Consider the following 23,992-nt stretch of genomic DNA (forward strand, 5'->3'; position numbering starts at 1 on the left):
CGCAATCTTGGCGGCGGCACATTAAATACGCCCGATGGGACAGGGACAGGTACAGGTGGCGGCGCTGTTGGCCGGCGCCGCCTTGATGTTGAGCGGCTGCGGGCTGGCGGATAGCCACGCGGTGTGGCCGGAGATGTTGAAGGTCAAGGCTGGCGAGCCGGCGCCGCTCGAGACGCCTCCGGACGTCAAGCGGCTGGTCGCGGGCAAGCTGGATTCGGTGTTCATCGCCGGCTCGCAGCCGTCGCATGTACGGGTCTCCGCTCCGCTGCACGACCCGCGCGGCACCGGCTGGACCGCCTGCGTGCGCGCCGAACTGACATCTGTCATCGGCAAGCCGCTGGGGACGCAGACCTATCGCGTCTTCATCAGCGAAGGCGCGATCTTCGATCGCCGGCAGGTGGAAGCCGACGACAATTGCCTCACCGAGACTTACGAGCCGGTCGAGAGCGCCGTTGCGGTGGAAACGCCGCGGAGCGCGAAACCTTAGTCTGAGACGTCGACATGCGCGGCCAAGCCTGATCGCACATGTCATGCGCGCCCATGTCGATCGGGGCAGCAAACTCCGTTCGTCACGCAGATCAGACGTTGCTGACGCCGCCGTCGACGACCATGTCTGAGCCGGTCATGAACGAACTCTCGTCCGAGGCGAGGAAGACGGCTGCAGCGGCCAATTCCTCCGGACGGCCGATCCGGAGCATCGGCGTGTAGTTGGAATACATCTTGCGAATCGCGGCGGCTTGCTCGGGCGTCGACGCCTGGGAGTCCATGATCGGCGTATCGACGGGGCCGGGACTGAGCAGGTTGGCGCGGATGCCGCTGTCCTTGAACTCGGCCGCCCAGGTCCGGACATATGAGCGCACCGCGGCCTTGGTTGCCGCATAGGTCGAGTGGTTTGCCAAGCCCATATAGTGCATCGCTGACGACACAAGGATGATCGATCCGCCGCCGCCCATCATCGGTAGCATCTTCTGCACCAGGAACAGCGGTCCCTTGGCCATCAGGTTGAACGTGCGGTCGTAGTGCTCCTCCGTGATGTCGCGGAGCGGCACCTGTTCGGTGAAGCCGGCGTTGGAGACCACCGTGTCCACCCTGCCCTTGGCCTTTCGAACGGTCCCGGCGACGCGGTCGAGGTCTTCGAGACTGGACGCGTCCGCCTGGATCGCGGTGACACCGCCGCCGATCAGCTTCGCCGCCTTGTTGAGCGCGTCCTGGCGCCGTCCGAAGATGAACACATGCGCGCCTTCCGTCACGAAGCGCTGCGCGATGGCGAGCCCGATGCCGCTGTTGCCGCCGCTGATCACCGCGACCTTGCCTTCCAATCTCGACATGTCAATTCCCTGGGTTTGCACACCCGGATCGTCCGGAGACCTTGCAGCTAGGCGCGCCCGCACCGGCCGCTCAGTGCGCACATGCGCACACCGGTGGTGCAAAAATGATCCGGACGACAGGCGTTGCGGGTGCTGCGGCACCGGCTTGCGCAAGCGCGGCGGGGACCGCCCCCTCCTGGACTCGCGACGCCTGAACGCGCGCGTTGACACGGCAACGTCAACGACAGGTCGGTCAGAACTTCACCGTCACGCCGGTGTAGACCGTCTGTTCGGTGCAGCTCTTGTTGCTCGTGCCGTTGGCAAAGAAGCAGATGCCGTTGGCGGCGTTGCTGCCGTCAAGACCGAACTTGTTGTGCCAGTAACGGTACGCCACGAAGGCCTCGACGAGGTGCGCGTATTTTTTTCCCCACAGCGCCTTGCTGACGTCAAAGCTCAGGCGGACCGGCTCGGCGTTGATCTCTGTTTTGGTGTTCCAACTCGACGGGAGCGTATAGCCGCCATAGGCGCCGTTGCCCTTCGGTCCGTAGATGCCGACATGTCCGCTGACAGAGAAGTAGCGCAGGCTTTCCGGGAGGAAATCGAGCGCGCTGCCGTAGTCGATCTCCAGCGCCCAGGTCGGATCGTAATGCAGATTGCCGTCGACCGTTCCGGTGAAGCCGGCCGGCATCAGGCCCTTGTAGGGCGGCACGCCGTAGAGTCCGACCCCATACGGACTGTTGCCCGCGTTGTTCGGAACCGCGTAGGTCGAATGATTCCATTCCTGATAGTAGAGCGGCGCGATCGTCAGGTAGCTCTTGAACGGCAGGTCGAACGCGAATTGCAGGCCGGCGACGATCGCCTCCTTGGCCGGCGCCGCATAGCCCAGCGTCGTCCGGCCGTCGGCGCCGATCTCGAAGGACACGTTGCGCAGTGCCCCTGCCCTGAACGCCGCGGTGTTGAAGACTTCGTTGAACCCGATCGTGCTGCGCAGCGAGGTGTTGATCTCCATATTGCCCGAGCACGGCGCGGTGGCGCCGAAGGCCGGATGGCTGTAGACCGCCGAACACGGCGAAGCCGGATCGCGATGATCGGACTTCAGCAGTTCGGCATAGAGACGATCGGTGCCGTAGGCCCAGCTGTCGGTGTGGGTGAAGGCGTAGACCTGCTTCACGGTCTTTGCGGTTTCGCCCGGAGCGGTCGCGCTCGGCAGCACGCCATAGGTGAAGCTGTTGTCGACGCTGGTGAAGAACGGCGTGCCGAACGGCGACAGGGCCGGCGTTCCCGGCAGCGGCGCGCCCAGCTTCACGGTCATGCCATAGTAGATGCCATTGCTCGAGCAACTGCCATTGTACGCGCCCTTGGTGATGCAGGACGTGTCATAGGCTTCGGCATAGCCGCCGATGTTCTTCTCGTATCGCCACGCGGCCCAGACGTCGACCAGATGCGCATAGCTCATCCCCCAGAACAGCTTGCCCGCGTCGAGCGTCAGGCGGACCGGCTCGAGCGCGTAGGCGGTGGTACGGTTGCTGAGCGGGCTTCGCGGATAAGGACCGTAGCCGCCGTTGCCGTCCGCGCCGCGGATCGACGCGCGACCGCTGATCGAGAAGTATTGCAGGGTCTCCGGCAGGAAGCCGAGATCCATGTAGTAGTTGAAATCGAGCCCCCAGGTCGGTGAGAAGTGCATCACGCCGTCGGGAAGGCCGGGATAAGGCGGCGGCATCGACACCGGGCCGCCGAAACCCGCGGGCATCAGCTGCGCGCCGTGCTGCATCCGCTGGAAGTACATCGGACTGATGTTGAAGTAGCCCTTGTAAGGCAGGCTGAAGCCGAACTGCAGACCGGCGAGCACATCGTAGTTGCTGGAGGCGGTGAAGATATTCGAGACCGCAGCGTCTGCCCCGACCAGGAACGAGATATTGGTCAGCGGGCCGACGGAGAACGCATTGGTGTCGAACAATTCGTTCCATCCGAATGTGCTGCGGATCGATGCCAGAGCCGCGACGCCACCGGCGCATCGGCCGGTCGGAGCGAGCACGGATCCGAGGCACGGCGCGGTGGCCGCCCCGTGGTCGTATTTCGACGTCAACAGCGAGAAGCTGTTGCTGCCATAGGCCCAGGTGTCATAGTGCGTGTAAGCGAGCGTCGAGCTCTGCGCGTTCTTGGTGTAACCGGGAACACCTCCCGAAAACTGCGAGACGGTGACGCGGTTGTCGTTGACCAGGAAGAACGGCTTTTCGGCCGGCGGCGGCGCCTTCAGTGTTACGGCCTTCTTCGGCATCTCGCGCGCCGTATCGGTCGTTTGATCGGCGGCTTGTGCCGCCGCCAGCATGCAGAACAGCCCGGCTACTGCGCCGGGGAGAGTCCCCCTCATCATCCCTGCCCCCTTGTCTTTATTGTCGTTGATCCGCCCCTGTCGAACGCTTCGAATGCTCTAGCCCGCGGCCTCCCGGACCGGAGGCAAGCGCCAGCGTCCCGCCAGCATCTCCTGACGCGGGAGGTAGCAGCGCATGATCAGGCTGAACGGCCCACGCTTCGGCGCCGGCAGCCAGTTGGCGGTTCGATCGCCGCCCGGGTCGCTGCGGCCGATCCAGATGGTGATCGACCCGTCGGCGTTGCGCCGCAGCCCGTCCGTACGATCGCCGATGGCGTAGCGTCCCAGCGGGTTCTCGGTGAGGAACAACTGATTGTCGTCGGCGACTTCGTACATCGTCAGCGACCAGAAACCGTTCAACGGCAGTTTGGCGGGCAAGTGAAGCTGATAGTCGGCGGTGCCGTCGAAGAAGCCGTTCTCGAGATTTCCCGCGGCGCGCATGTACATCGCCTCGGCAACCGGCAGCGCTCCGATGCCCCACAACGCCACGGCTGCGCGATAGCGATAGTCCTGATCGAAATTGCCGAGGTTCGTGCGCGGATAGCTCCAGCCGTCGATGAACTCCAATCGTCTGCCGCCGGCTATCAGCGCCGACCGCGCCGCGGCGACGCCCTCGGCAATCGCTTCCGACGCCGTCGGCGCCGCCTGTTCGAGCGCGGCTGCAATCCGGCGAAGGATCGCGGTATCCGTCGCCGGAGGTGGATCCGACGCCATCAGGCGCTGAATGCTGCCGAACAGCGCCGGCGCGGCCGCGTTGCGCTCCGCATGATCGTCGGGCGGACTGCCCGACGGGCCTTCCAACCTGAAGCCATCCTGAACCTGGCGTGCGGCGACAAGGTCGGCGGCGCCATCGACCAATGTTCTGATCAGAAGCCACGCATGCGGCGTCGCGACACGGACCACGTCCGGGCCCGAGCCGGTCTGGTGAGGTCCAATGATCGTGAACGTGCCGCCGGCATTGCCGATCGTCCGTGTTCCGAGCACCGCATTGTTGTTGGTGAACATGTCCATCAGCGCGGCGGAGAAATAGCGGTCGCCCGTCGGCGGGATCGTCAGCCGGACGGCGCCCTGGGTCAGATCGAGCCATGCGATCGAATACAGGGTGTCGTTGTTCGGCGTCGTGACCCAGCGCGCCCTGTGATCGATCAGGTCGCGTTGATGCGACAACGTGTTCTGCCGTCCGGTGCGGCCGAGCGAATTGCGGCGAACCGCGGCCATCTCGATCAGGGGCAATGCATAGACGAAGGCCTCGCCCGCGGCAGCAGCCAGGCTCGCTTCCGGTGCAATCGGCCGGGATATCGGTACACCGGCGGATGTCTGCGGCGAATCCCTGAGCGTCATTTTCGTTCTCCGGCTGGGTGCGTGGTCATGTCAGCGCAATGGCGAGGCTTTGCGCGCGCTTGGGCGGCGTCCGATAACGCCCAAGCGACAGGAACAGCATCACGGGGACGATCTGCACGGCCGCCAGCAGCAGCAACGGCAAGACCACGCTGTCGCTCAGCGTCGATAGCCAGACGAACGCGACCGGGCCGATCGCGGCGCCGATGCAGAACGCAAACAGCAGCCAGCTGAACACCTTCGAGACCGATCGCGTGCCGAAATAACGCCCGGCCAGGTAAGGCATCAGGTCCGCCTCCCCGCTGATCGAGAACCCCATCAGGATCGAGGCGACAACCATCGGTGCTACGGCGTCCGCGGTCGCATTGAGCAGCGCCGACAACGCCATCAGCAGGACGGTCAGGATACCGACGACGCGGGCGTGCAGCCGGTCGAGCAGATGTCCGACGACAATTCGCCCGAACAGCGCCGCGACGGCGCCGGCTGCCTGGATCCAGGCGACATCGGCGCCGGTCACATCTCCGCGCCGCTTGAGGATGTACATGACGTTCGGCGCGATCGCATAGAACGACATTCCGATCACGGCGAAGCAGAGCGCCAGCTTCCAGAAGGTTGGTGTGCCGATGATCTCCGCGGCGCTGATGCCGGCCTCCGGCACCTCGGTGTCCATCGATGGCCGTTGCTGCCCGTCGTTTTTCGACGCCGGATCGCCCGCGGGCGGACCATCCGCTACCAACGACGCCACCAGCGGCAGGCAGACAACAGTTTCGAAGGCGGCGAATGCCAGCAGGCAGGCCGACCAGCCATATCGTTCAATGATCCAGTGCGCCGCCAGCGGCACGATGAAGCTGCCGCCGGCCTGCGCGCTTGCGGCAAGACCCAGCGCCAGGCCGCGCCGCTGATCGAACCAGCGCGAGATTGCCTTCGCATAGGACACGACGTTGGTGCCCGCGCCGACAAAGCCGAACAGCGCGGCCGCCAGATAAAATTGCAGCAACGAGTTTCCGACCTGGCTCATAATGGCGAGCGACACCGCGAACAGGGCAATGCTGATCAGCGCGAATTTTCGCGAACCCAGACGATCGAGCGGCCACGCACAAAACAAATAGGCGACCATCGTCGACGACAGCACGATGGTTGCGCCCCGCGCCACCTCGGCCTGGCTCCAGCCGTAGTCTTGCGCCATCGCCCCGGTCAGATGCGCGAAGCCCGCGGTAAAGATGGGCGCGGCACCGAATGAAATGCCTATTCCCGAGCCGATAACGACCTTCCAGCCGGGATCCATGATCTGCCTCGCCATGCTGCCCTCGTCAGTCGCAAGCGACGCGCGCTGACAGCGGACCGCCGGCATCGTCGATGCGCCTGATAACCACGACCGCCGGATCAATCGGCGATCGCCTGTTGCCGCTGAACGACATCGCGTGCCTCCCCAAATCTTATTGCATATTTTTATGCATTTATAATTTTGCGGTCTGAGCGATGTCAAGCCACCGGTGATGCTTCACGCGCTATGTTGCCAGGCGGTGCACCGTCACCCAGGAATCGCGCAGTATCTCGCGGCGCCGCGCGAACAGTCCGCCCCAGACGTTGCGGTTCGGCTGCGCCTGATGCTCTGGTTTCGGCTTCCAGTAGCGGCTCTCATCCCACGCTGCGAGACTGGGATAGTTGACGATCATCAACACCACCGCCTCGCCATTGGCATTGGGCTCGCGGCAACGCCAGAAGCCTGCAATGCGCATTCCGGTGTCGGCTTCCGACGATTTCCACGCCTCGACGCTCATCTCCGTCAGCGCCTGGACCTGATCGGGCGCGACGACGAACCAGCGGTGGGTGTAGATGCCCTCCGCGGCGCAGGGCTGCTGGCCGCGCGCCAGCACGTCGAACAGCCGGCTGCGGATGCCGGAGACTTGCGCATGTTGATACACCGGTGCCGCAGGCTCGCCGGACCAGTTGGTGGCGATGGTGGCGACATTGCTCGACACGCCGATCAGCGGCACGAACACGCCGAGCAATTGCGCAGGGGACGGCGCGCCGCAGGCCTCGAGCGTCCTGGCGATCTCCTCGCCGTGATTGGGTTGAACGGTGAGTTCGTCAAACCGCAGCACGCGATAGTTGGTATCCGGCAATGGCGCCTCCCCGGTCGGCTTCTCCCCGGACGCGCTCCGTCCGAGAATATATATTTGCATAAATTTATGCAAATATATTCCGCTCGCTCGAGCGCTGTCAAGCCGGCGTCCGCGCCTCGACACATCGCGGTCGGCAAGACACGGGAGGCGGCGGACTTGCCGGAACGGGAAAAATCCGCTCTCTGGCTAGCCGCGAATATTTTCTCGTGCTCGATTTTGCTAAGAGGCAATCAAGCTTTTGAAGGACCGCGATTGCATGGTTTCCCGCTCGACGTCAGGTCTCACCTCCGCCAAGTCGGCCGACGGCCGGCGGCAGCGCACGCAGATCACCCGGAGCAATATCGTCACTGCATGCATCGCGCTTCAGAACGAGGGCTTCGCGCGTCCATCGGCGCAGCAGATCGCGGACCGCGCCGGCGTATCGATCCGCACGCTGTTTCTGCATTTTCCGGAGAAGGGACAGCTCACGCAGGCGGTGCTCGACGAGCTGATGCCCCCCGAATCGATCGAGCCGGCGCCTGCGAAATCCGTCCTGCAGGGCGCGGTGGACGTTCGCGTCGCACAGTTCATCGACATGCGGGCCCAGGCGTTGGAGCGAATGACGCCGCATCGAAGGGCGTCCAACGCGATGATCGAGACCTCGCCGCTGCTGCAGAAGCACCGGCTGCGGGTGCGCAAGGCCTTTCGCGACGTGGTCGGCCAGTGGTTCGCCACTGAGCTCGAGCAGGTGTCGGCCGAGGCACGGCAGAAATGGCTGGTTGCCCTTGCGACCCTGCTCGATTGGGAGATGTGGCAGTCGCTGCGCACCTATCCGAACCGAAGCATCCCGGAGGCCAAGGATTGCCTCACGCTTCTGCTCAAGGCCGCCCTGCGGCAGATGGAAGCGGAACGGTCATAGGCCCAGGCTCGATTGCCGCGTGAACGCTGGCGCCATGCATTGGCGCCGCGGTATGCTGAACGCTCCGTTAACATGACCGCTCGAATTGCCGGATGGCCCCAACGGCATTTTCCATTTCTTTCCGCTAGCGTTGCCCCCGATGAACGCAAGGCCGATCAGCCTCGCGGACCGAGGAAACAGGGACGTGGCCGATATTGCTGACCAGGCGATGATCCGCCGTGCATCGCGTAAGGATGCCACGGACGATCGCGCGTTGCCGCCGCTGTCAGCGGCGCCGGCCGGCGCATGGCGCGCGTTGGCCGAGCGCGCGCTCGAGCCCAATGGCTACTACCAGGCGGACTGGGAATTGGCGGTCGACGCGTCCGCGCGCGGCCGCACCGGCGCATCGCTGCTCAGCGCCGCCGGCGATGCCGGGCAATTGATCGGGCTGCTGCCGGTCGTGCCATTTCGGCGGATCTACCGGATACCCCTGCCCGCGCTGGTCGGCGCCGAACCCTACGGCACGTTGTGCACGCCGCTGCTCGACCGCAACGCCGCCGAGCAGGCCGTCGGCCAGATGTTGCAGCAGGCACGCGATGCGGGCGCGCATGCGCTGATCCTGCGCACGATGTCGCTCGATGGTCAGGCCATGGCGGCGATCCGCACGGTGCTCGCGCGCGACGGTTTGCAGCCGCGCCTGCTGAGCGCCTATCAGCGCGCGCAGCTCGATGCGACGCGTGATGCCGACGAATTGCTGCGCGACGCGCTCGGGCCCAAGAAGCTGAAGGAGCTGCGGCGCCAGCGCCATCGCATGTCCGACCACGGCGCGGTGCGCTTCGATGTCGCGCGCACGCCGCGTGCAGTTGCGGCCGCGCTCGAGACCTTCCTTGCGCTCGAAGCCGGCGGCTGGAAGGGCCAGCGCGGCACCGCACTCAGCCAGCATGCCGGCGACGCGGCCTTCATCCGACGCGCGACGGCGGCGATGGCCGAAGCCGGCCGCTGCGAGATCGTCACGCTGCATGCGGGCGGCACCCCGGTCGCCGGCGGCATCGTGGTCCGCCACCAGGACCGCGCCTTCTTCTTCAAGATCGGCATCGACGAGCGCTTTGCGAAGCACTCGCCCGGCACGCAATTGACGCTGGAGCTGACGCGCCATCTCTGCGCCGATCCTGCGATCAATTCGGCCGATTCCACCGCGGCGCCCGGGCACCCCATGATCGATCCGATCTGGCGCGGCCGCTTCGCGATCGGCGACGTGCTGCTGCCGCTGCGGCGCCGCGATCCGCTGGTCGCCGTCATCCATGCCGCGCTGACCCTGAACACTATCGCCTACGAGGCCGCGCGCAGCACCGCCCGCTTCATCCGCAACCGGCGCGGCAAGCCCGGATAGCACGACCCCTCTTACGCGAGCCGGCACGGATCGATAGGCTGCGCATGACGGCCGTGAGCCGATGACGTCGTGATCTGGCGGGAACGTGACGATCCAGCAATTCTACGTCCGTCAGGACGCGTTGACCGACCCCGGCGAGTTGGCCGGCGCATATGACGATTTGCCCGAGACGATCCCGGACCTGCGCGAGGTCGTGTCGGGGCTGATGGTTCATGTCGCCCTGGCGGAGCTCTACGGCATCCCGCCTGACACGCCGATGATCAGGCAAACCCAGCGGGTCGCGGATCGGTTGAAATCAATCCAGGCGGCGTTCGCCGGATCGCTCACCGCGGCACGGCCGCCACGCAGCCGTACGTTCGGCACCTGCCGCGACTACGCGCTCCTGCTGTGCAGCATGCTCCGAGCCCGGTCGATCCCGGCGCGGGTCCGCTGCGGCTTTGCCACCTACATCGGCGACGACATCTATCACGACCATTGGATCTGCGAATATTGGCCACCCGCCGACGAGCGCTGGCTGCAGGCTGACGCACAGCTCGATGCGCTTCAGATCGACCGACAGCAGATCACGTTCGACTGTGCGAACCTGCCGCGCGATGCATTCCTGACGGCGTCACAGGCCTGGCGGCTGGTGAGGAGCAACTCGGTTGCGGCCGGTGCCTTCGGGCATGCCGCGACCACCGGCCTGTGGTTTCTTCACGTCAATGTCTACCGCGACTTGCTGTCGCTCACGAACCGGCAAATGTCGAATTGGGATAGCTGGCGCGACGCAGCGCCGGCCGGCAAGGTCTTGAAGGTCGACGCCCTTGCCGAACTCGACCGGCTGGCCGAATTGGTCACGGCGTTCGAGAGCGGCGCGGAGCAATTTGCCGTGCTGGACGAGGCGGCATCACGCAGCTTGATGCCGCCCTGGCATTCATAGTGCGCTGGCGGCCGACGGTTTACCCTTTCGTAGCCATGCAGACACATCAAGACACAATCGACCTCGCCGTCAGCTTGGTGTCAGCTGGCGCTTCTAGCGTTACGGAGCGCTGTTTCTCAGGCAGCGTATGCCCTTGCCTGGAAAGCCCCATCGGACGGAAACGTCGGGTGGGGCTTTCTGCCGGCACGAGCCCGCAGCCGTCCCGTCATTGCAACGGCGAGTGCGGGGCCGGCAGCATGATGGTCGAGTGCATCTCTTCGAGCAGCGGCGTGGCCTTGCCCAGGAATTCCTGCCAGGCCGGATCCTTCAGCGCGGCGCCGCGCGCAGCAGCGCGGGCGTTGAGATCGGGATAGGCCCAGATATGGCAGACCTCGTTGGGCTGCCCGGCATCGGTGGTCCAGAGGCCGACGATCTTGGAATATTTCTCGCGCTCCGGCATCACGCCGGTGATCAGGTCGAGCCATTGCTTGGCGCCGCCGAGCGGCTTGGCGCGATAGTTGCGGAATTCGTAGATGTTGCCCTTGGTGGCAGGCGCCACCGGCGGAATGATCGCATTGAGCAGCCGGACCTCCTGGCGCACCAAGAGCGGACGGATCGCCGGAATGTACTCGCCGGTCCAGCGCGGATTTTTCCCGAGCTCGGCGCGCAGCTTTGCCCGCTCGTTGAGATCGGCGTAGCTCCACATGTGCATGACCTGATTGAGTGGACCGATCTCGGTGATCCAGTAGCCTTCCAGCTTGCCGAAATTGTCGGCGCGGATGTCGCGCGAGATCGTGCTCGCGGCCTTCACCATATCGCCGACGGTGCCTGGACGGACCGTGTAGGTGCGCAGCTCATAGATCATGGTTGTCTCCCTGATTGCTTGGATTGATCGCGTGGACAAATGAAAAAGCCCGGCGCGAGCCGGGCTTTGGAAAGGGACCCGCGGACTACTCCGCAGCCTGTGTGTTGATCTCGGCCGAGACCTGACGGATGGCGCGGGCGAGTTGCTCGGCTGGCTGGGCGCCGGATACCGCGTATTTCTGCGCGAACACGAAGGTCGGCACGCCGGAGATGCCCTTCTCGGCGGCTTCCTGCGCCTGCGCGGAGACCAGGGCGACATCCTCATCGGTGGCAAGACGCTTGCGCACATCGTCGGCGTCGAGCCCGACATCGGCCGCTGCCTGCACCAGCACATTGGTGTCGGTGAGATCGCCGCCGTCGCGGAAGTACAGCTCCATCAGCCGCTGCTTCATCTCGGCCGCCTTGCCCTTGGCCTCGGCCCAGTGGATCAGGCGGTGGCAGTCGATCGTGTTGGGCTGCCGCTTCACGAGCTCGGGATGGTAGGTCAGCCCCTCCTCATTGGCGGCGGCGACCACGCGGCCGGCGATGCCCTTGTAGGCCTCGACCGAGCCGAACTTGGCGGTGAGATATTCGTCGCGGCTGATGCCCTCGCGCGGCACCCAATTGTTGAGGAAGAACGGCCGCCAGTGCACCTCGACCGGCACATCGGGGACCAGCTTGAGCGCGTCCTCGATGCGATGCTTGCCAATGTAGCACCAGGGGCAAACAACGTCGGAGACGATGTCGAGGCGAAGCGGCTTCAGATCGCTCATGGCGGGGTTCCCAACGAAAATGGAACCCCAAAGGTAGGCCGAAAGCGCCCCGAGACAAGCCGCTATTTCATACTGGCTGCCATCTGCCGCATCCGCTCGGCGGTCAGCTCATCGGCCGGAAAGAAGGTCTCCAGCGCCAGTTCCTGCAGCGTGATGTCGACCGGGGTGCCGAACACCATGGTGGTCGAGATGAAGCTCAGGATTTCGCCATTGAGGCGCAGCTTGAAGGCCAACGCGACATTGTTGTCGGTGGTGATGGGCGCGGAGCGCGCCGGGATCGGATAGGACTTCAGGTCCTGGTAGAGTTTGAGCAGCTCCGGATCGGCGGTCGCCTCGCATTGCCGGTGCAGCCGCTCCAGCAGATGCGCGGCCCATTCGGCCAGGTTGACGGTCCGCGGCGCCAGGCCCTCCGGATGGAACGCCAGCCGCAGGATGTTGAAGGGCTGGCCGAGCAGCCGCTGCGGCACGCCCTCGAGCAGCGGCGCCACCATGCGATTGGCCGACACCAGATTCCAGTGCCGGTCATAGGCCAGCGCCGGATTGGGCTCATGCGCCTTCAGCACCAGATTGATCGCCTCGCGCGCCGATTTCAGCGCGGGATCCTCCAGCGAGCGTTGCGGGAAAGCGGGCGCGAATCCCGCGGCTACCAGCAGCACGTTGCGTTCGCGTAGGGGCACGTCGAGGCGCTCCGCCAGTTTGAGGACCATGTCGCGCGACGGCGCCGAGCGGCCGGTCTCGACGAAGCTCAGATGCCGCGCCGAGATCTCGGCATCGACTGCAAGGTCGAGCTGGCTGAGATGGCGGCGCTGCCGCCACTCGCGCAGGTGCTCGCCTATCAGGACGGGTTTTGCGGGCTCGGCCCGCGCCAGGGATGCATGTGCGTTCATGGTGCAAAACCTACCATGCGGAATTCGCCCGTTCCATTACGCCTGAGGTAATGGATGTTGGTACTTACCCAATTGAATTTACTGTGTTTATTTTTCGATCCGCTGGCCAATACCAACACAAATACCAACAATTCGAAGTCAACGACCGGCTACAAAAAATCGTGGCAAGCTGACTGGTTGGTAGGAATCATAGGTCACGCCCAATGCACCACCTCGATCCCGACGTCCGCCAAAGGGTCTGGCTGGTCGGCAAATGAGGATGTCCACGTCACCTCTATGAACCCGCGCACTGGCGTCGGCGATATTGATCGCGGGCCTTGCGAGATCAACGGCCTCGCACCGTGGCGCGCGCTCCGATGGCAGAGCCAACAGCTTCGATGAAGCGCGCACCGCTCTCGAGCGGCACGACACCAGCTGTCGATCGTCGCTCGACTTACGCATTCCAACATGACGGTGCGGCAAGACTCCTTTGATTGCGCCGCAGCCGTGAAGACGCGTCCGAAGCCATGGAGGCTGTCCTTCTGACTGTGGAGAAAGCGCGCTCGAATGAGCGGTCCAAGCTCTTTAGCTTCGTCAACTCGCCTCGGATCTGATGCAACACCGAAAGATGCTCGATCGACGCCGCGCAGCCCGACCACTCGCAGACCATCTTAGTCACGGTCATTTATGATCAAACAGTCTGTGCAACTACAGGATTGAGCTCATTCGCGTACATACAACTAAGGTGTAGTGCGGCGGGTTGATGCACTTTATTGATATCGCGCCCTGGTTGCGCTTCTATCCCTCTGAGTCTGGGGGAAGATCAATGCGTAAGTTTGCGTCGTGGCGCTCTTCGCCACGTTGGGCGGCTGTGTAACCAACAGCGAGACAGTTCAGTTTAAAACGTCTAATCCGCAGCAACAGGCGCTCGTGCGGGATGGACAGCCAGCTCTTGTCTCTCGACAGAAGAATTCGCTCGTCCTTGTGCGTCCTGCTGCTCGACAGTTTCAGGCTAATGGTCGCCCTGTGTTCGTCCTGGGCATTAACAATCTCGGCAAGGCCCCCGTAGATTTCCGGGTATCGCAAGTCGAGGCGGTCCAGCACGTCGGTGGAACCGATCATTCGATGCAGGTCGTGACCTATGAAATGCTCGTGCAGGAAGAAAAGAACCGCCAGGTCGCGAGGGCAATTTTTACGGGTCTAGCGGCAGCAGGCAATGCCTATAGCGCGTCACAAGCAGGCTATGGCAGCTACACCACGCCAAGCGGTCGCACAGGCACGTTCTACAGCCCGACCGCCGCCGCGATTGCCCAAGGTAATGCTACTGCCCAGAACGAAGCGATGATCGCGGCCACGGTGGAGACGGGGCAACGCAATATGACGGCACTAGAGCAGTCGGTGATCAAGGACAACACGCTCATGTCAGGCGAATGGTACGGCGGCCAACTGCATCTTGCGCCACCGACCGACCAAGGTGGTGGTGCGAAGACGTATACGATTGTCGTCACTGTCGGGGCCGACCGGCACGTCATCGATATTGCGCAAGGGCCAGCGGGCGCCTAACGGAGCGCTTGCAGCCCATTTGGGCAGTTTCGTCTATGCATAAGTTTACTAATCGGACGCGGCCATGCGCGGAGGTGCAGTTTTCTTCTTGATCGGCGTGACGGCAGTATCTGCCTATTCGCTTGGTCAGAATGCCAGTCCGAGCAAGTCAGTTTCGACCTCAACCGCTCAAGGACCGATCGCCCTCGTGGAGCCACCGATCATTGCGAAGCGCGTACCGTTGGCGCCGGTCTTGCTAAGCCCTGAGTCAAAAAAGGAAGTCTCAAGCGTCGAGCCGCGGGCACCTGAGAAGCCGGCGCCGCGTCCGACTCCTCAACGCGAGCCAAAGCACAGGGCGGAGGCTGTTCTAACAGCGGCAGCCATAGCTGCAATCATCATCAAGGCTAGTCGAGATCAATATCACGCGACGGGCAAACCTTGCGCGTGTCCGGATGACACAATGCGGAATGGAAGGGCCTGTGGTGCCCGAAGCGCCTATTCTCGGCCAGGCGGCGCGGCACCGATCTGTTACCCCAGCGACGTTACTGCGGAGATGATCGAGTCTCATAGGAAGCAACTCGCGAACCGCTAGTGCGCTTCTTGGGGGCGAAGAGAGCCAACGCACAAAAGCCGAACGCCACTCCGCCGCCCTCAAATCTATGCCGCAATTCTACGGGCGACATAGTCGCGGGCCCGTGCGCAAGCCTCAAGGCGAAGCACTGATCACACGCAGCTTGTTCGTCTCGCATTGCAGATCAAGGCGTGAGTGGGAGCGATGCCCTCCGCTTCCTGAAACTATGCCTGCTGGATAAGCGAATGCAATGCCTTAACCGCTGCTTCCCGGCTCTCCACAGGAACAAACAGACTGATCGAATGCGGCGACAACACATACTTGTGGGGTACAATCCCGTGAAGTTCGAGAGCCTGCAATGCCCTGAACGGCAGTTCCGACGAAACGCCGCCGAAGCAGGTGAGGCTCACCGAGCTTGACGCCTCGCAATGCTTGCGCAACTCCTTGCTGCCCTCCATCGTCCGCAGCAGCGCGTCGAGCCACTCTGAATCACAGGCCACGTTCATGCTGGTCTTGCCCGCGGCGAAGCCCGAGGCAAGGACCTGGGGCCAAGACAGGCTGTTTTGCTCGAGATGCTGCGCGAATTTCTGGAAACCGTGATTGAGATCTTTGCAATCTATTTCGACATGCTCAACGCGAACTATCGAGTTTACGGCCAGAACCCTTCCCTTTTCCATCCCTGCAACCTCCTTCATCACCTGCGTGCCGTGTTCAACGCCACCCCACCGCTTGAGAACCAGCGGCACATCTTGACTTTGTGCCAGCTCTACGCTGCGAAAATGCAGAACCTTCGCACCCCAGAAGCACATCTCAGACAGGGATGCGAAATCCACCCGTCGCAAGGGCTTTGCATCCGGCACGGTGCGTGGATCGGCCGAGCAAACGCCGTCGACCTCTTTGATGATTTCACAGCGCTCGGCTTTCAGCGCCGCTGCCATCGCAACGGCCGTCGTGTCGCTGCCGCCGCGGCCGAGCGTGGTGATTTCTCTTGTCGCAGCGTTCACGCCCTGAAATCCCGCCAGCACCACAACGCGCCCACGATCAAGTTCCTCACGCACCCGAATGGGACGTACATCCAGGATGCGTGCCGAGGAATGGGAAGCGTCCGTCATCACACCGGCCTGACTACCGGTGAAGCTGATCGCGAGCACACCGAGGTCAGAAAGCGCCATGCTCATCAGGGACATACTGATGCGCTCACCAGTCGTCAGCAGCATGTCAAGTTCGCGGCGATTGGGGGTGGAGCTTACCTGATAAGCCATCTGGATCAATTGATCAGTGGTCATACCCATTGCAGAGACGATCGCCACGACACGATGACCACGGCGATGCAGGTCGGCAAGACTGCGCGCAACCGCGCGAATTTTCGCCGGTGTTTCAAGGCAGGCACCGCCATATTTTTGCACGATAATGGAACGGTTGCGCATCTACCCTCGGTGAGAAGCCATGGTCGCTTCGTTCGTCGAACCGACACCGCCTACCCAAGTGCCGACAACTTCAAGGGCCGAATTGATCGCGACAAGGTCCGCGCGGTAGCCGGGCGCAATCCGTCCAAGCTCATCCTCAAGGCCCAGAAACATCGCGGGCGTCCGGGAAGCCATGATGAGGGCGTCGATAAGGGAGGCTCCGATAAGCGCAATAGCGTTGCGCACCGCCTCAATCATGGTGAGGTGAGCGCCCGCGAGCGTGCCATCTGGGCCAGTCAGGCGACTTTCGTTCAATGTAATCCGCTTTCCTTGCAGCAGGAATTGCCGATCGTCCGTACCCACCGATGGCATCGCATCGGTGACCAGCATCAAGCGATCGCGTCCCTTGCAGCGGAAGGCAACACGCAAACCAGCGCGGTCAACGTGGATGCCGTCGCAGATGATCCCTGCGAACAACCGATCGTCCTCAAGCGCGACGCCCACTAGGCCCGGCTCCCGGGCGTTCAACTGCGACATGGCGTTGAACAGATGGGTCACCCCCGAGATACCACGGTCGACTGCCAGCCGGACCTCCGCTGCAGTAGCGTCACTGTGGCCGGCTGCAATACGCAATCCAGCGCCGATTAGCTCATCGATCATGGATGCGGGCACGCATTCCGGGGCCAAGGTTACGATAGAGCGGCCGTGGCCCCCGAAACTTTTGACCGCGGCGAGATCGCGCCGATCGGGCACGCGTATTTCGGCTTCCGGATGGATGCCCATGCGTGACCGGTTGAGTGCCGGCCCTTCCAGATGAAAGCCGAGCACACCGGGAATCTTGAGGCACGCCGGAGCTACTGCAGCCAATCGCTCGATGACCTCGCTGCGATCGGTGATGAGGGTCGGTAAGCAGCCCGTGGTCCCTGCTCCGCGGTGCGCTGCGACGATGCGACGAACACCAGCCTCAGTTGGCTCGTCGTTGAGAAGAACTCCCCCTCCTCCGTTCACCTGGACATCGAGGAATCCGGGCGCAAGGATCGCATCTTGGGGCAGCTGGATTGACGCGCATGGCTCCGACTCTCCAAAGGTAACGCTTTCAATCCTGCCTTTCGTAATCCTGACCCGCCCCGGCCCGTGCACCGCGATACCGTCAAAGATTTGCGACGCAGCAATCGTGATAACGTCGGAAGAGGTGCAGTCGCCCATCAGCGTTCATCCGAGAGTGGCAGTCACAGACCCGTGAGACGAGTGCCGTAACCTAAAATGTTCCCCCATCTATGCGTTGGGGGACCCGGACCGAAGCCCTTGCGTTAACTTTCCATGGGAACGAAAGGTACCACGTATCTCGGAATTGACGGGGGCGGAACTCGCTGCCGCGCCCGGATTGAGGACGAAAGCGGCAGGCTGCTCGGCGAAGCGAGCTCGGGGCCTGCGACGACGCGGATTGGTGTCGAAAAGGCCTGGCGTTCCATCATGGAGGCAACCGAAGCGGCTGCCGCGCAGGCCGGCTTGGCGCGCGAGGATTTTGCGCGGATCCGCGCCGGAATTGGCCTCGCCGGGCTTGGCCGCCGGGGCGCGGAAGCGGCGCTCAAGAAGATCGTCCATCCGTTTACGTCCACTATCTTCATAAGCGACGGCATGGCTGCCTGTCTCGGCGCCCACAGCGGCGCGGACGGGGCGATCGTGGTAGCCGGCACTGGCTCGGTTGGTGTCGGCGTGATCGGCGGCCGCGAAATTCGTCTCGCCGGTTACGGCTTTCCTGTCTCCGACGAAGGCAGCGGCGCCGACATCGGTCTGCAGGTCGTGCGCTTGGCGCTGCGGGCTGCTGATCGCCGCAGCGAGCTGACCCCACTGCTTTCCGAGGTACTTGGCGCATTCGATCATGATCCCTATCAGGCAGTGGCATGGTCTGAAGAAGCCAAAGCAACAGATTACGCAGGGTTTGCGCCGATCGTGATACGGCACGCCAATCAGGGCGATCCGGTCGGCCGCCGCATTGTCGAGCGCGCGGCCGATGCCATTGGCGATCTCCTCGATCTGTTCCTGGCGAGAGGAATTGACCGGCTCGCGCTCGTGGGCGGACTCGCGGCTGCCATTACGCCCTGGCTGACACCTGATCTGCGCGCCCGCCTGAAGCGTCCTGACGCCGACGCAGCGGCCGGTGCGTTACTGGTGGCGCGAGGGCGGCTCGATCTGCCCGAGAGAGACACTGACTATGAACAGGCTTCAAAGTTCCGCGGTTAAGGGCGCATGGATCAATATGGCCACCGAAGAAGTCGATCCCCGCTTTGTCGATCTTGATGCATGGCCGCTCATGTCCGCGGTGGAAGCGATGTGGGAGGGCCAGCTTGCAGCCGTTGCAGCGATCGGCCATGCCCTTCCCGCAATCACTGCGGCGACCGAAGCAGCCAAGGCGGCGCTGGGCGATCGCGGACGCATTGTGTACGTCGGCGCCGGTACCTCGGGCCGCGTGGCGGTCCAGGACGGCGCCGAGCTTATGCCGACCTTCGCCTGGCCCAAGGAGCGCGTTCGCTTCATCGTCGCCGGCGGAGATAGCGCGTTCGTCACCAGCATCGAGGGCGCGGAGGACGATGTCGATGATGCAGTCATGCAGATCGATGTCGCGCGACTCACGCCGCACGACGTGGTGATCGCAGTAGCCGCCAGCGGCACAACGCCATTCACGGTCGCGGCGCTGCAGCAAGCAGGCTCTTTCGATGCAGTGACGATTGGCGTCGCCAACAATCCCGGCACCGCACTGCTGACCTCGGCAAAGTTTCCGATCTTGATCGAGACCGGCCGCGAGCTGGTCGCCGGCTCTACGCGGATGAAGGCGGGCACCGCGCAGAAGGTCGTGCTCAATCTGATCTCCTCAGGGATTATGCTGCGGCTTGGCCGGGTGTATCGCGGCATGATGGTGAATATGCAGCCGACCAATGCCAAGCTTAAGCGGCGCGCAGAGGTCATGGTGGCGCAAATCGCGCACTGTGATCCGTCGCACGCGGCACGCTCGCTCGAGCAGGCCAAGGGAGACATCAAGACGGCAGTCCTTCTGGTGTTGGGTGTCGACAGGGATGATGCCGAGACCGTTCTGAAGAACTGTGACGGCAACCTTCGACGGGTGTTTGCCGAACTCGCCAAGGATGGTGACCGGCATCCAAAGGGAGCGACGGCGCGCAGGCGAGACGGAGCGACTGAGCCATGACGACCTCCGCGATGGCGAGCGAAATCGGGGAAAGCGCGAATGTTGTCGCCAACATTGTTCGCAGCCGCCCCGCCGCGCGCGACATCGCACAACGAATTAGAATTGGCGCCGTTCCCCTGTGTGTCGTATGTGGCCGGGGAAGCTCGGGGCATGCCGGGGTTTTCTTGAGATACCTTGTCGAGACGCGGCTTCGTCTTCCCGTTTCAGCCAGCGCTCCGTCGGTGATCACAGCATTTCGCACGCCCTTGATGCTGCGCAATGCGCTGTTCATTGTGATCTCGCAATCGGGACGCAGCCCGGATCTTGTCGCGGCGACGAAGTCGGCGCGCGTCTCGGGCGCACGGACCATCGCCATCGTCAATGCGGCGTCGTCGCCGGTGGCTGACGAAGCGGAGTTCGTCATTCCGATCGAAGCTGGCGAGGAGCGCTCGGTGGCGGCGACAAAGACCGTGATCGGCTCGATGGCGGCCTGTGTCGGACTTGTTGCCGAGCTCGCTGGAGATCGAGCGCTGCGGTCAGCCCTCGATAGGCTGCCCGAGCGGCTGGACCGAGCGGCTGGACCGAGCGCTGGCGCTCGATTGGTCCGAGATTGCCGATGGTCTCACCAAGGCGTCAGCCGTTTTTGTGGCGGCCCGGGGTCTGGCCCTGGGCTCGGCGAGGGAGATCGCGCTCAAACTTTCGGAAATCCTGCGCCTGCCCTCCATCGGTCTGAGCGCCGCCGAGCTGCAGCATGGGCCACGCGCCGCGCTATCGTCGCGTACGCCGGTTGTCATGATGCGCCTCATGGATGAAACGGCGGCCACGGTGGACGCACTGGTAAACGAGTTGCGTGAGCAAAAGTTTGCGCTGCATCTCTGCGGCGGACCGCATGGCTCGCTGGCCTGGCTGACCGAGGATGATCCCGCCACCGATCCGATCACCATGCTCGTTCCGGCCTATCGGATGATTGAGCAGACGGCGCGTGCCTGCGGATTTGATCCGGATCGTCCCCCTTGCTTGCGCAAGATTACCGAGACGTTTTAATAGCGGACTAATCGTTGGCCGGAGACTCAAAGTCTGGAGCACTGCCGCATCGGTCTCACAAGCGCCTCTCTCCGGTCGACATAACTCTTTATGCTGCGGCGAAAGGGCGTTGCCGGGCGGAAGCCGCCAATTCTCGACAACGGCTGTGCGTCAACACCAGAGACCGGATATGGCCAAGCGCACGTTAATGCAGCCGGTCAGTCGCGTCCATCTCGGATATCTAGGACGAAGCGACATCTAAAGTTGCTGTCCTTTTGGCCTTGCGAAATTCCGCGTCTCCATCGAGAAATGCCTCAAGCATAAACGGAATCAACTCCATGACCTCCTCCCGGCTACCGTAAGTCTCCGCATAAAAGTCGGCGTATTCGCGCAGCCGCTTGGCAAGGCTTGGCGCCAACACAACACTCATCTTCACCGGCGTCCGATCAGGCAGCTTCGCAAGCTTCATGCGTCATTTGCTCTTCGCGGCGGATTGAACATCCTGGTAAGGCTTCAACACCAGATCCTTCGAGACAATCACGCGCAGCGGCCATCCGGGCCGCACCGTGATCGTCGGCTGCACATCGAGCTCGCGCTCCACGAGGCGCTGCCCGGCACGATTGGTCGTTTGCTGCGTACTCTCCCTTAGCGCCTTCACGAGATCGCTCTCGTCATTGCCGATCGATAGCTGGGCCCCCACCCCGATCAACGTCGCCAAGGCCACGCCCTTGAGCAATTGCCAGGTATGGAAGTCTACCTCGTCCTCGAGCCCGGCATAGCCTGCGACATCCGTGGCTGGAAGGTTCTCGATCACTATGGAGTTGCCGTTCGGCAAAATGAGCCGTGTCCACACGACCAGCGCCCGCTTCTGGCCAAACGCGACAACGCTGTCGTACTTGCCCACAAGCCGCGTCCCTTGCGGGATAAGGAGATGTTCACCAGTCACGGTATCAAAGACGTTCTCTGTAACCTGGCCGATGGTTGCGCCAGGCAGATCCGAATTGAGCCCGGTAACGAGGCTAGCCGGAATGATCGACCCGGCCATGACTGCATGGGTCGATGGTGCCGGTTTCAGCGTATGCGGATTGGTGGTCTCCGTGTCGGCTTTCGTTCCCACAAAGGCGAGCTTCCGTGCTTGCGACGAGGGAACGATCTCACTGGATCGATCGACCATCGCCTGCGCTGTCTTGGCGAGTTCGGCGGCTGATGGTCCCGTATCGGTGGTTGATGGCCGGAACGCAGATGGGGCGGCAGCTGCCACTTCGGTCATGCTTGCCTGCCTTCGCCTGTCCTGCTTCTCCGACAGGCGGAAGAACAATCCTGACTCCTTTGCCTGCTGGGCGATCCGGGTCTGCCGAATCCGCTCGGCCCGTTCGGCGTCTTCTTCCGGGTTGGTCCGGAAGCCCGTCTCCGATGCCACACCGGCCTTCTTCTCGTTTTCGACGAATGCCCGCCCGACGTCCCCCGGCGACGGCGGTCCAAGCCGCGGGATCGATGGCGACAGTTCCTCGTAGGACTTTGGCAGCCTGCTCAACCCCTCGGCGGTCTGCTTGCGGTCAGTATTAAAGAGCTCCGTCCGCACCGACTGCTTGAAGGACTGCGGTCGGAGCGCCACGAGCGTCGCTCCGGCAATCAACAACGCGGCGATCGCGCAGCCGATCATGAGGGCGCGCCTATTGAGGCGCCGAACTGGCCGCGGACGTGCTCGTATTTCAAGCGGCTCAGGATCCCGGTCGAACCCCGTCGTCATGAGGCATTCCACGTGCTGCTGAAGCTCTGCGATACGGGACGCGCGTCAATACGAATGATCCGGACAATGCGCTGGGGATCTTCACCAAGGCGGAGCTCGGCGACACCAAACATCCGGTCGACGATGTAGTAGGAACCTCGAACCCGGTAGTTGACGAGGTTCGGCCGGCCATCGGCGCCGGCAACGAATAAGGGTGGCGCCTCCCCTTGTGAGAGACCAGACGGCATCTGGATATAGACCTTGCGACCGTCGTCGAATGCACGCACCGGCCGCCACGGTGGATCGTCTCCTTCGATGCGATACCGGAAATTCAGGTTGTCGAGGCGTACCCCGCGATCGGCGATCCGCTGCTCGCTTTCCTGGGCGGCGACGTTCTGCTTGTGGAGCGCTACAAGCGTGTCTGTAGGATAAGTCCAGGAGATCGACGCCATATAGGTCTGCTTGGTCGAAACGAGCTCGAGGTGATAGGCCCGCCGGTCCGTCAGCACGACGAGGTTCGTCTGGATATCCGGCAGCGTCGGCTTGACCAGGATGTGCACCCGCCGGGAGTTGCCTTGTCCGCTCGAAGTATCGCCGACCACCCAGCGCACCGTATCGCCGGTGGAGACATCCACCAGTTCTTCGCCCGGTTGAAGCCCGATGGTCGAGACTTTTTCCGGGCTTGCATAGAGCCGGTAGAGTGCGCCTTCCGTCCAGGGGTAGACCTGAATGGCGTTGATATATCCGGCACGTGTTGGCTCCATCCTCGCCGCCTTGTTGGCCTTGGCGATCGCCTGTTCCGGCGGGAGCTTTTCCTCCTTACCGCCCTTTGCCGGTACGGGCTTCAATTGACCCGGCAAAGGCAAGACCTTCGGTGTCTCGACCACTTGTACCGGCGCCGGCGGGTCGGTCTCCGGGAGCGCCTTCTCAAAGGTCATCTCATCATAGGGCGCTTCAAGGTTGAGCTTGGTGGCGCAGCCACTGAGTACAAGCGACAAGGCCAGGACGCTGGTCGACGCGAGCTTACTAAGAGCAACGGTGTTCATTTGGCGTCTCCAATAAGGTCGCGCGACCAGTTGAGCGAATGGACGTAGAGTCCGAGAGGGTTTTTGCGCAGCGTTTCGGCATCTGCGGGCGGCTTGAGGACCGTGGTGACAAGACCCGTGAAACGTTCGGTCTTTGCGATCGCGCCGTTCTCGTAGGCGTTTTCCTTCCAGCGGACCTCGAAGCTGTCGCCGGACGCGCGCACCACGGAGGTGACTTCTGCGGTCACGGTCTTGGACCCGATCTTGGTGAACGGATCGGTTTCCCGAGCGTAGTCGTTCAACGCCTGTGCGCCGCGATCGGTGACGAAGTCGTAGGCACGCAGCCAGTTTGCCCGGACAATGACCGGATCGATCGAAAGCGAGCGCACGTTCTCGATGAAGCGCGCAAGAAAGTGCGCTATCTGCGCGTCTGACGGCTGGTAGGCTTCGATCGCCGGCCCGACGGCTCGGACTTCACCGAGCCGATCGACCTCGACCACGTAGGGAACGACACCCGAGCGAGCGATCTGGGTAAAGATCGTCAATCCAAGCACACCGGACAGGCCGATAGCTGCCAGCGCAGCGAGGCGCCAGTTGCTCGCCTGAACACGCGCGGAGCCCAACCGCTCGTCCCAGACCTGGGCTGCCTTCTGGTAGGGAGTGACCGGCTCTGGCGTCTCGCCATACCGAACCGACACGCGCTGAAACGGGTGAGATGCCATC

General features: G+C 63.1%; 23 protein-coding genes and 1 pseudogene. 10 read left to right on the top strand and 14 right to left on the bottom strand.

Annotated elements, in window-relative coordinates:
• The first annotated feature begins 34 nt into the window (after positions 1-34).
• The gene (locus QDT69_RS04120; RefSeq protein ID WP_279705362.1) at positions 35-487 is read left to right on the top strand and encodes a hypothetical protein; all 453 of its coding nucleotides are present in this window, start codon (positions 35-37) and stop codon (positions 485-487) included.
• A 91-nt stretch (positions 488-578) separates the two neighbouring features.
• On the opposite strand, the gene QDT69_RS04125 is transcribed toward QDT69_RS04120, so the two are convergent.
• From QDT69_RS04125 to QDT69_RS04145, 5 genes are all read right to left on the bottom strand, one after another.
• The gene (locus QDT69_RS04125; RefSeq protein ID WP_279705363.1) at positions 579-1,328 is read right to left on the bottom strand and encodes an SDR family oxidoreductase; all 750 of its coding nucleotides are present in this window, start codon (positions 1,326-1,328) and stop codon (positions 579-581) included.
• 232 nt (positions 1,329-1,560) lie between these two features.
• Positions 1,561-3,678 (bottom strand): hypothetical protein, encoded by a 2,118-nt coding sequence (locus tag QDT69_RS04130; RefSeq protein ID WP_279705364.1) that lies wholly within the window; start codon positions 3,676-3,678, stop codon positions 1,561-1,563.
• A 60-nt stretch (positions 3,679-3,738) separates the two neighbouring features.
• Complete coding sequence (locus QDT69_RS04135; protein ID WP_279705365.1) at positions 3,739-5,019, bottom strand: DUF1254 domain-containing protein; 1,281 nt, start codon at positions 5,017-5,019, stop codon at positions 3,739-3,741.
• A 25-nt stretch (positions 5,020-5,044) separates the two neighbouring features.
• Positions 5,045-6,316, bottom strand: coding sequence for an MFS transporter (locus QDT69_RS04140; RefSeq protein ID WP_279705366.1), 1,272 nt, complete (start codon positions 6,314-6,316; stop codon positions 5,045-5,047).
• Positions 6,317-6,524: 208 nt separating this feature from the next.
• Positions 6,525-7,142: a hypothetical protein gene (locus QDT69_RS04145; RefSeq protein ID WP_279705367.1), complete on the bottom strand. Its 618-nt coding sequence runs from the start codon at positions 7,140-7,142 to the stop codon at positions 6,525-6,527.
• 256 nt (positions 7,143-7,398) lie between these two features.
• Here QDT69_RS04145 and QDT69_RS04150 point away from each other — a divergent pair, with 256 nt between their 5' ends.
• The 3 genes from QDT69_RS04150 (at position 7,399) to QDT69_RS04160 (ending at position 10,328) form a co-directional block, all read left to right on the top strand.
• On the top strand, positions 7,399-8,040 hold the full coding sequence (locus QDT69_RS04150; protein WP_279705368.1) for a TetR/AcrR family transcriptional regulator: 642 nt from the start codon (positions 7,399-7,401) through the stop codon (positions 8,038-8,040).
• A 184-nt stretch (positions 8,041-8,224) separates the two neighbouring features.
• Positions 8,225-9,409 carry a GNAT family N-acetyltransferase gene (locus QDT69_RS04155; protein ID WP_279705369.1) on the top strand — a complete coding sequence of 395 codons (1,185 nt, stop codon included), beginning with the start codon at positions 8,225-8,227 and terminating at the stop codon, positions 9,407-9,409.
• Positions 9,410-9,494: 85 nt separating this feature from the next.
• Complete coding sequence (locus QDT69_RS04160; RefSeq protein WP_279705370.1) at positions 9,495-10,328, top strand: transglutaminase-like domain-containing protein; 834 nt, start codon at positions 9,495-9,497, stop codon at positions 10,326-10,328.
• Between the two features lie 205 nt (positions 10,329-10,533).
• On the opposite strand, the gene QDT69_RS04165 is transcribed toward QDT69_RS04160, so the two are convergent.
• From QDT69_RS04165 to QDT69_RS04175, 3 genes are all read right to left on the bottom strand, one after another.
• The gene (locus QDT69_RS04165) at positions 10,534-11,172 is read right to left on the bottom strand and encodes an NIPSNAP family protein (protein WP_279705371.1); all 639 of its coding nucleotides are present in this window, start codon (positions 11,170-11,172) and stop codon (positions 10,534-10,536) included.
• Positions 11,173-11,257: 85 nt separating this feature from the next.
• Positions 11,258-11,923 (bottom strand): DsbA family oxidoreductase, encoded by a 666-nt coding sequence (locus QDT69_RS04170; protein WP_279705372.1) that lies wholly within the window; start codon positions 11,921-11,923, stop codon positions 11,258-11,260.
• Between the two features lie 62 nt (positions 11,924-11,985).
• The gene (locus QDT69_RS04175; RefSeq protein ID WP_279705373.1) at positions 11,986-12,810 is read right to left on the bottom strand and encodes a helix-turn-helix transcriptional regulator; all 825 of its coding nucleotides are present in this window, start codon (positions 12,808-12,810) and stop codon (positions 11,986-11,988) included.
• A gap of 54 nt (positions 12,811-12,864) precedes the next feature.
• On the opposite strand from QDT69_RS04175, the gene QDT69_RS04180 reads away from it, so the two are divergent.
• Positions 12,865-13,191: a hypothetical protein gene (locus QDT69_RS04180; protein WP_279705374.1), complete on the top strand. Its 327-nt coding sequence runs from the start codon at positions 12,865-12,867 to the stop codon at positions 13,189-13,191.
• A gap of 441 nt (positions 13,192-13,632) precedes the next feature.
• The gene (locus QDT69_RS04185) at positions 13,633-14,352 is read left to right on the top strand and encodes a hypothetical protein (RefSeq protein WP_279705375.1); all 720 of its coding nucleotides are present in this window, start codon (positions 13,633-13,635) and stop codon (positions 14,350-14,352) included.
• A gap of 774 nt (positions 14,353-15,126) precedes the next feature.
• Here QDT69_RS04185 and QDT69_RS04190 read toward each other — a convergent pair.
• Positions 15,127-16,329 carry an aspartate kinase gene (locus QDT69_RS04190; protein WP_279705376.1) on the bottom strand — a complete coding sequence of 401 codons (1,203 nt, stop codon included), beginning with the start codon at positions 16,327-16,329 and terminating at the stop codon, positions 15,127-15,129.
• Positions 16,330-17,514, bottom strand: coding sequence for an N-acetylglucosamine-6-phosphate deacetylase (gene nagA, locus QDT69_RS04195; protein ID WP_279705377.1), 1,185 nt, complete (start codon positions 17,512-17,514; stop codon positions 16,330-16,332). It lies immediately after the preceding gene.
• 114 nt (positions 17,515-17,628) lie between these two features.
• Here nagA and QDT69_RS04200 point away from each other — a divergent pair, with 114 nt between their 5' ends.
• The 4 genes and pseudogenes from QDT69_RS04200 to QDT69_RS04215 all read left to right on the top strand — a co-directional run bounded on the left by QDT69_RS04200 (position 17,629) and on the right by QDT69_RS04215 (position 20,536).
• Entirely contained in the window at positions 17,629-18,552 is a 924-nt protein-coding gene (locus tag QDT69_RS04200; protein WP_279705378.1) for a BadF/BadG/BcrA/BcrD ATPase family protein, read from the top strand.
• A gap of 16 nt (positions 18,553-18,568) precedes the next feature.
• Positions 18,569-19,513 carry an N-acetylmuramic acid 6-phosphate etherase gene (locus QDT69_RS04205; RefSeq protein ID WP_279705695.1) on the top strand — a complete coding sequence of 315 codons (945 nt, stop codon included), beginning with the start codon at positions 18,569-18,571 and terminating at the stop codon, positions 19,511-19,513.
• Positions 19,514-19,524: 11 nt separating this feature from the next.
• Positions 19,525-19,929, top strand: a pseudogene (locus QDT69_RS04210) (SIS domain-containing protein); the annotation flags it as partial.
• Positions 19,930-19,984: 55 nt separating this feature from the next.
• Positions 19,985-20,536: an SIS domain-containing protein gene (locus QDT69_RS04215; RefSeq protein ID WP_279705379.1), complete on the top strand. Its 552-nt coding sequence runs from the start codon at positions 19,985-19,987 to the stop codon at positions 20,534-20,536.
• Between the two features lie 220 nt (positions 20,537-20,756).
• Here QDT69_RS04215 and QDT69_RS04220 read toward each other — a convergent pair whose 3' ends face one another.
• Genes QDT69_RS04220 through trbF form a run of 4 tightly spaced genes read right to left on the bottom strand, consistent with a single transcriptional unit; the run spans position 20,757 to position 23,991 of the window.
• Complete coding sequence (locus QDT69_RS04220; protein ID WP_050421238.1) at positions 20,757-20,984, bottom strand: DUF2274 domain-containing protein; 228 nt, start codon at positions 20,982-20,984, stop codon at positions 20,757-20,759.
• A gap of 3 nt (positions 20,985-20,987) precedes the next feature.
• Positions 20,988-22,265: a TrbI/VirB10 family protein gene (locus QDT69_RS04225; RefSeq protein WP_279705380.1), complete on the bottom strand. Its 1,278-nt coding sequence runs from the start codon at positions 22,263-22,265 to the stop codon at positions 20,988-20,990.
• Positions 22,262-23,290: a P-type conjugative transfer protein TrbG gene (trbG, locus tag QDT69_RS04230; RefSeq protein ID WP_279705381.1), complete on the bottom strand. Its 1,029-nt coding sequence runs from the start codon at positions 23,288-23,290 to the stop codon at positions 22,262-22,264. Before trbG ends, QDT69_RS04225 begins: the two co-directional genes overlap by 4 nt.
• Positions 23,287-23,991 (bottom strand): conjugal transfer protein TrbF, encoded by a 705-nt coding sequence (trbF, locus tag QDT69_RS04235; RefSeq protein WP_050421235.1) that lies wholly within the window; start codon positions 23,989-23,991, stop codon positions 23,287-23,289. Before trbF ends, trbG begins: the two co-directional genes overlap by 4 nt.
• Position 23,992 lies beyond the last annotated feature (1 nt).

It is taken from the genome of Bradyrhizobium sp. CER78 (assembly GCF_029846235.1).
In the GTDB taxonomy this organism is placed as follows: Bacteria; Pseudomonadota; Alphaproteobacteria; order Rhizobiales; family Xanthobacteraceae; genus Bradyrhizobium.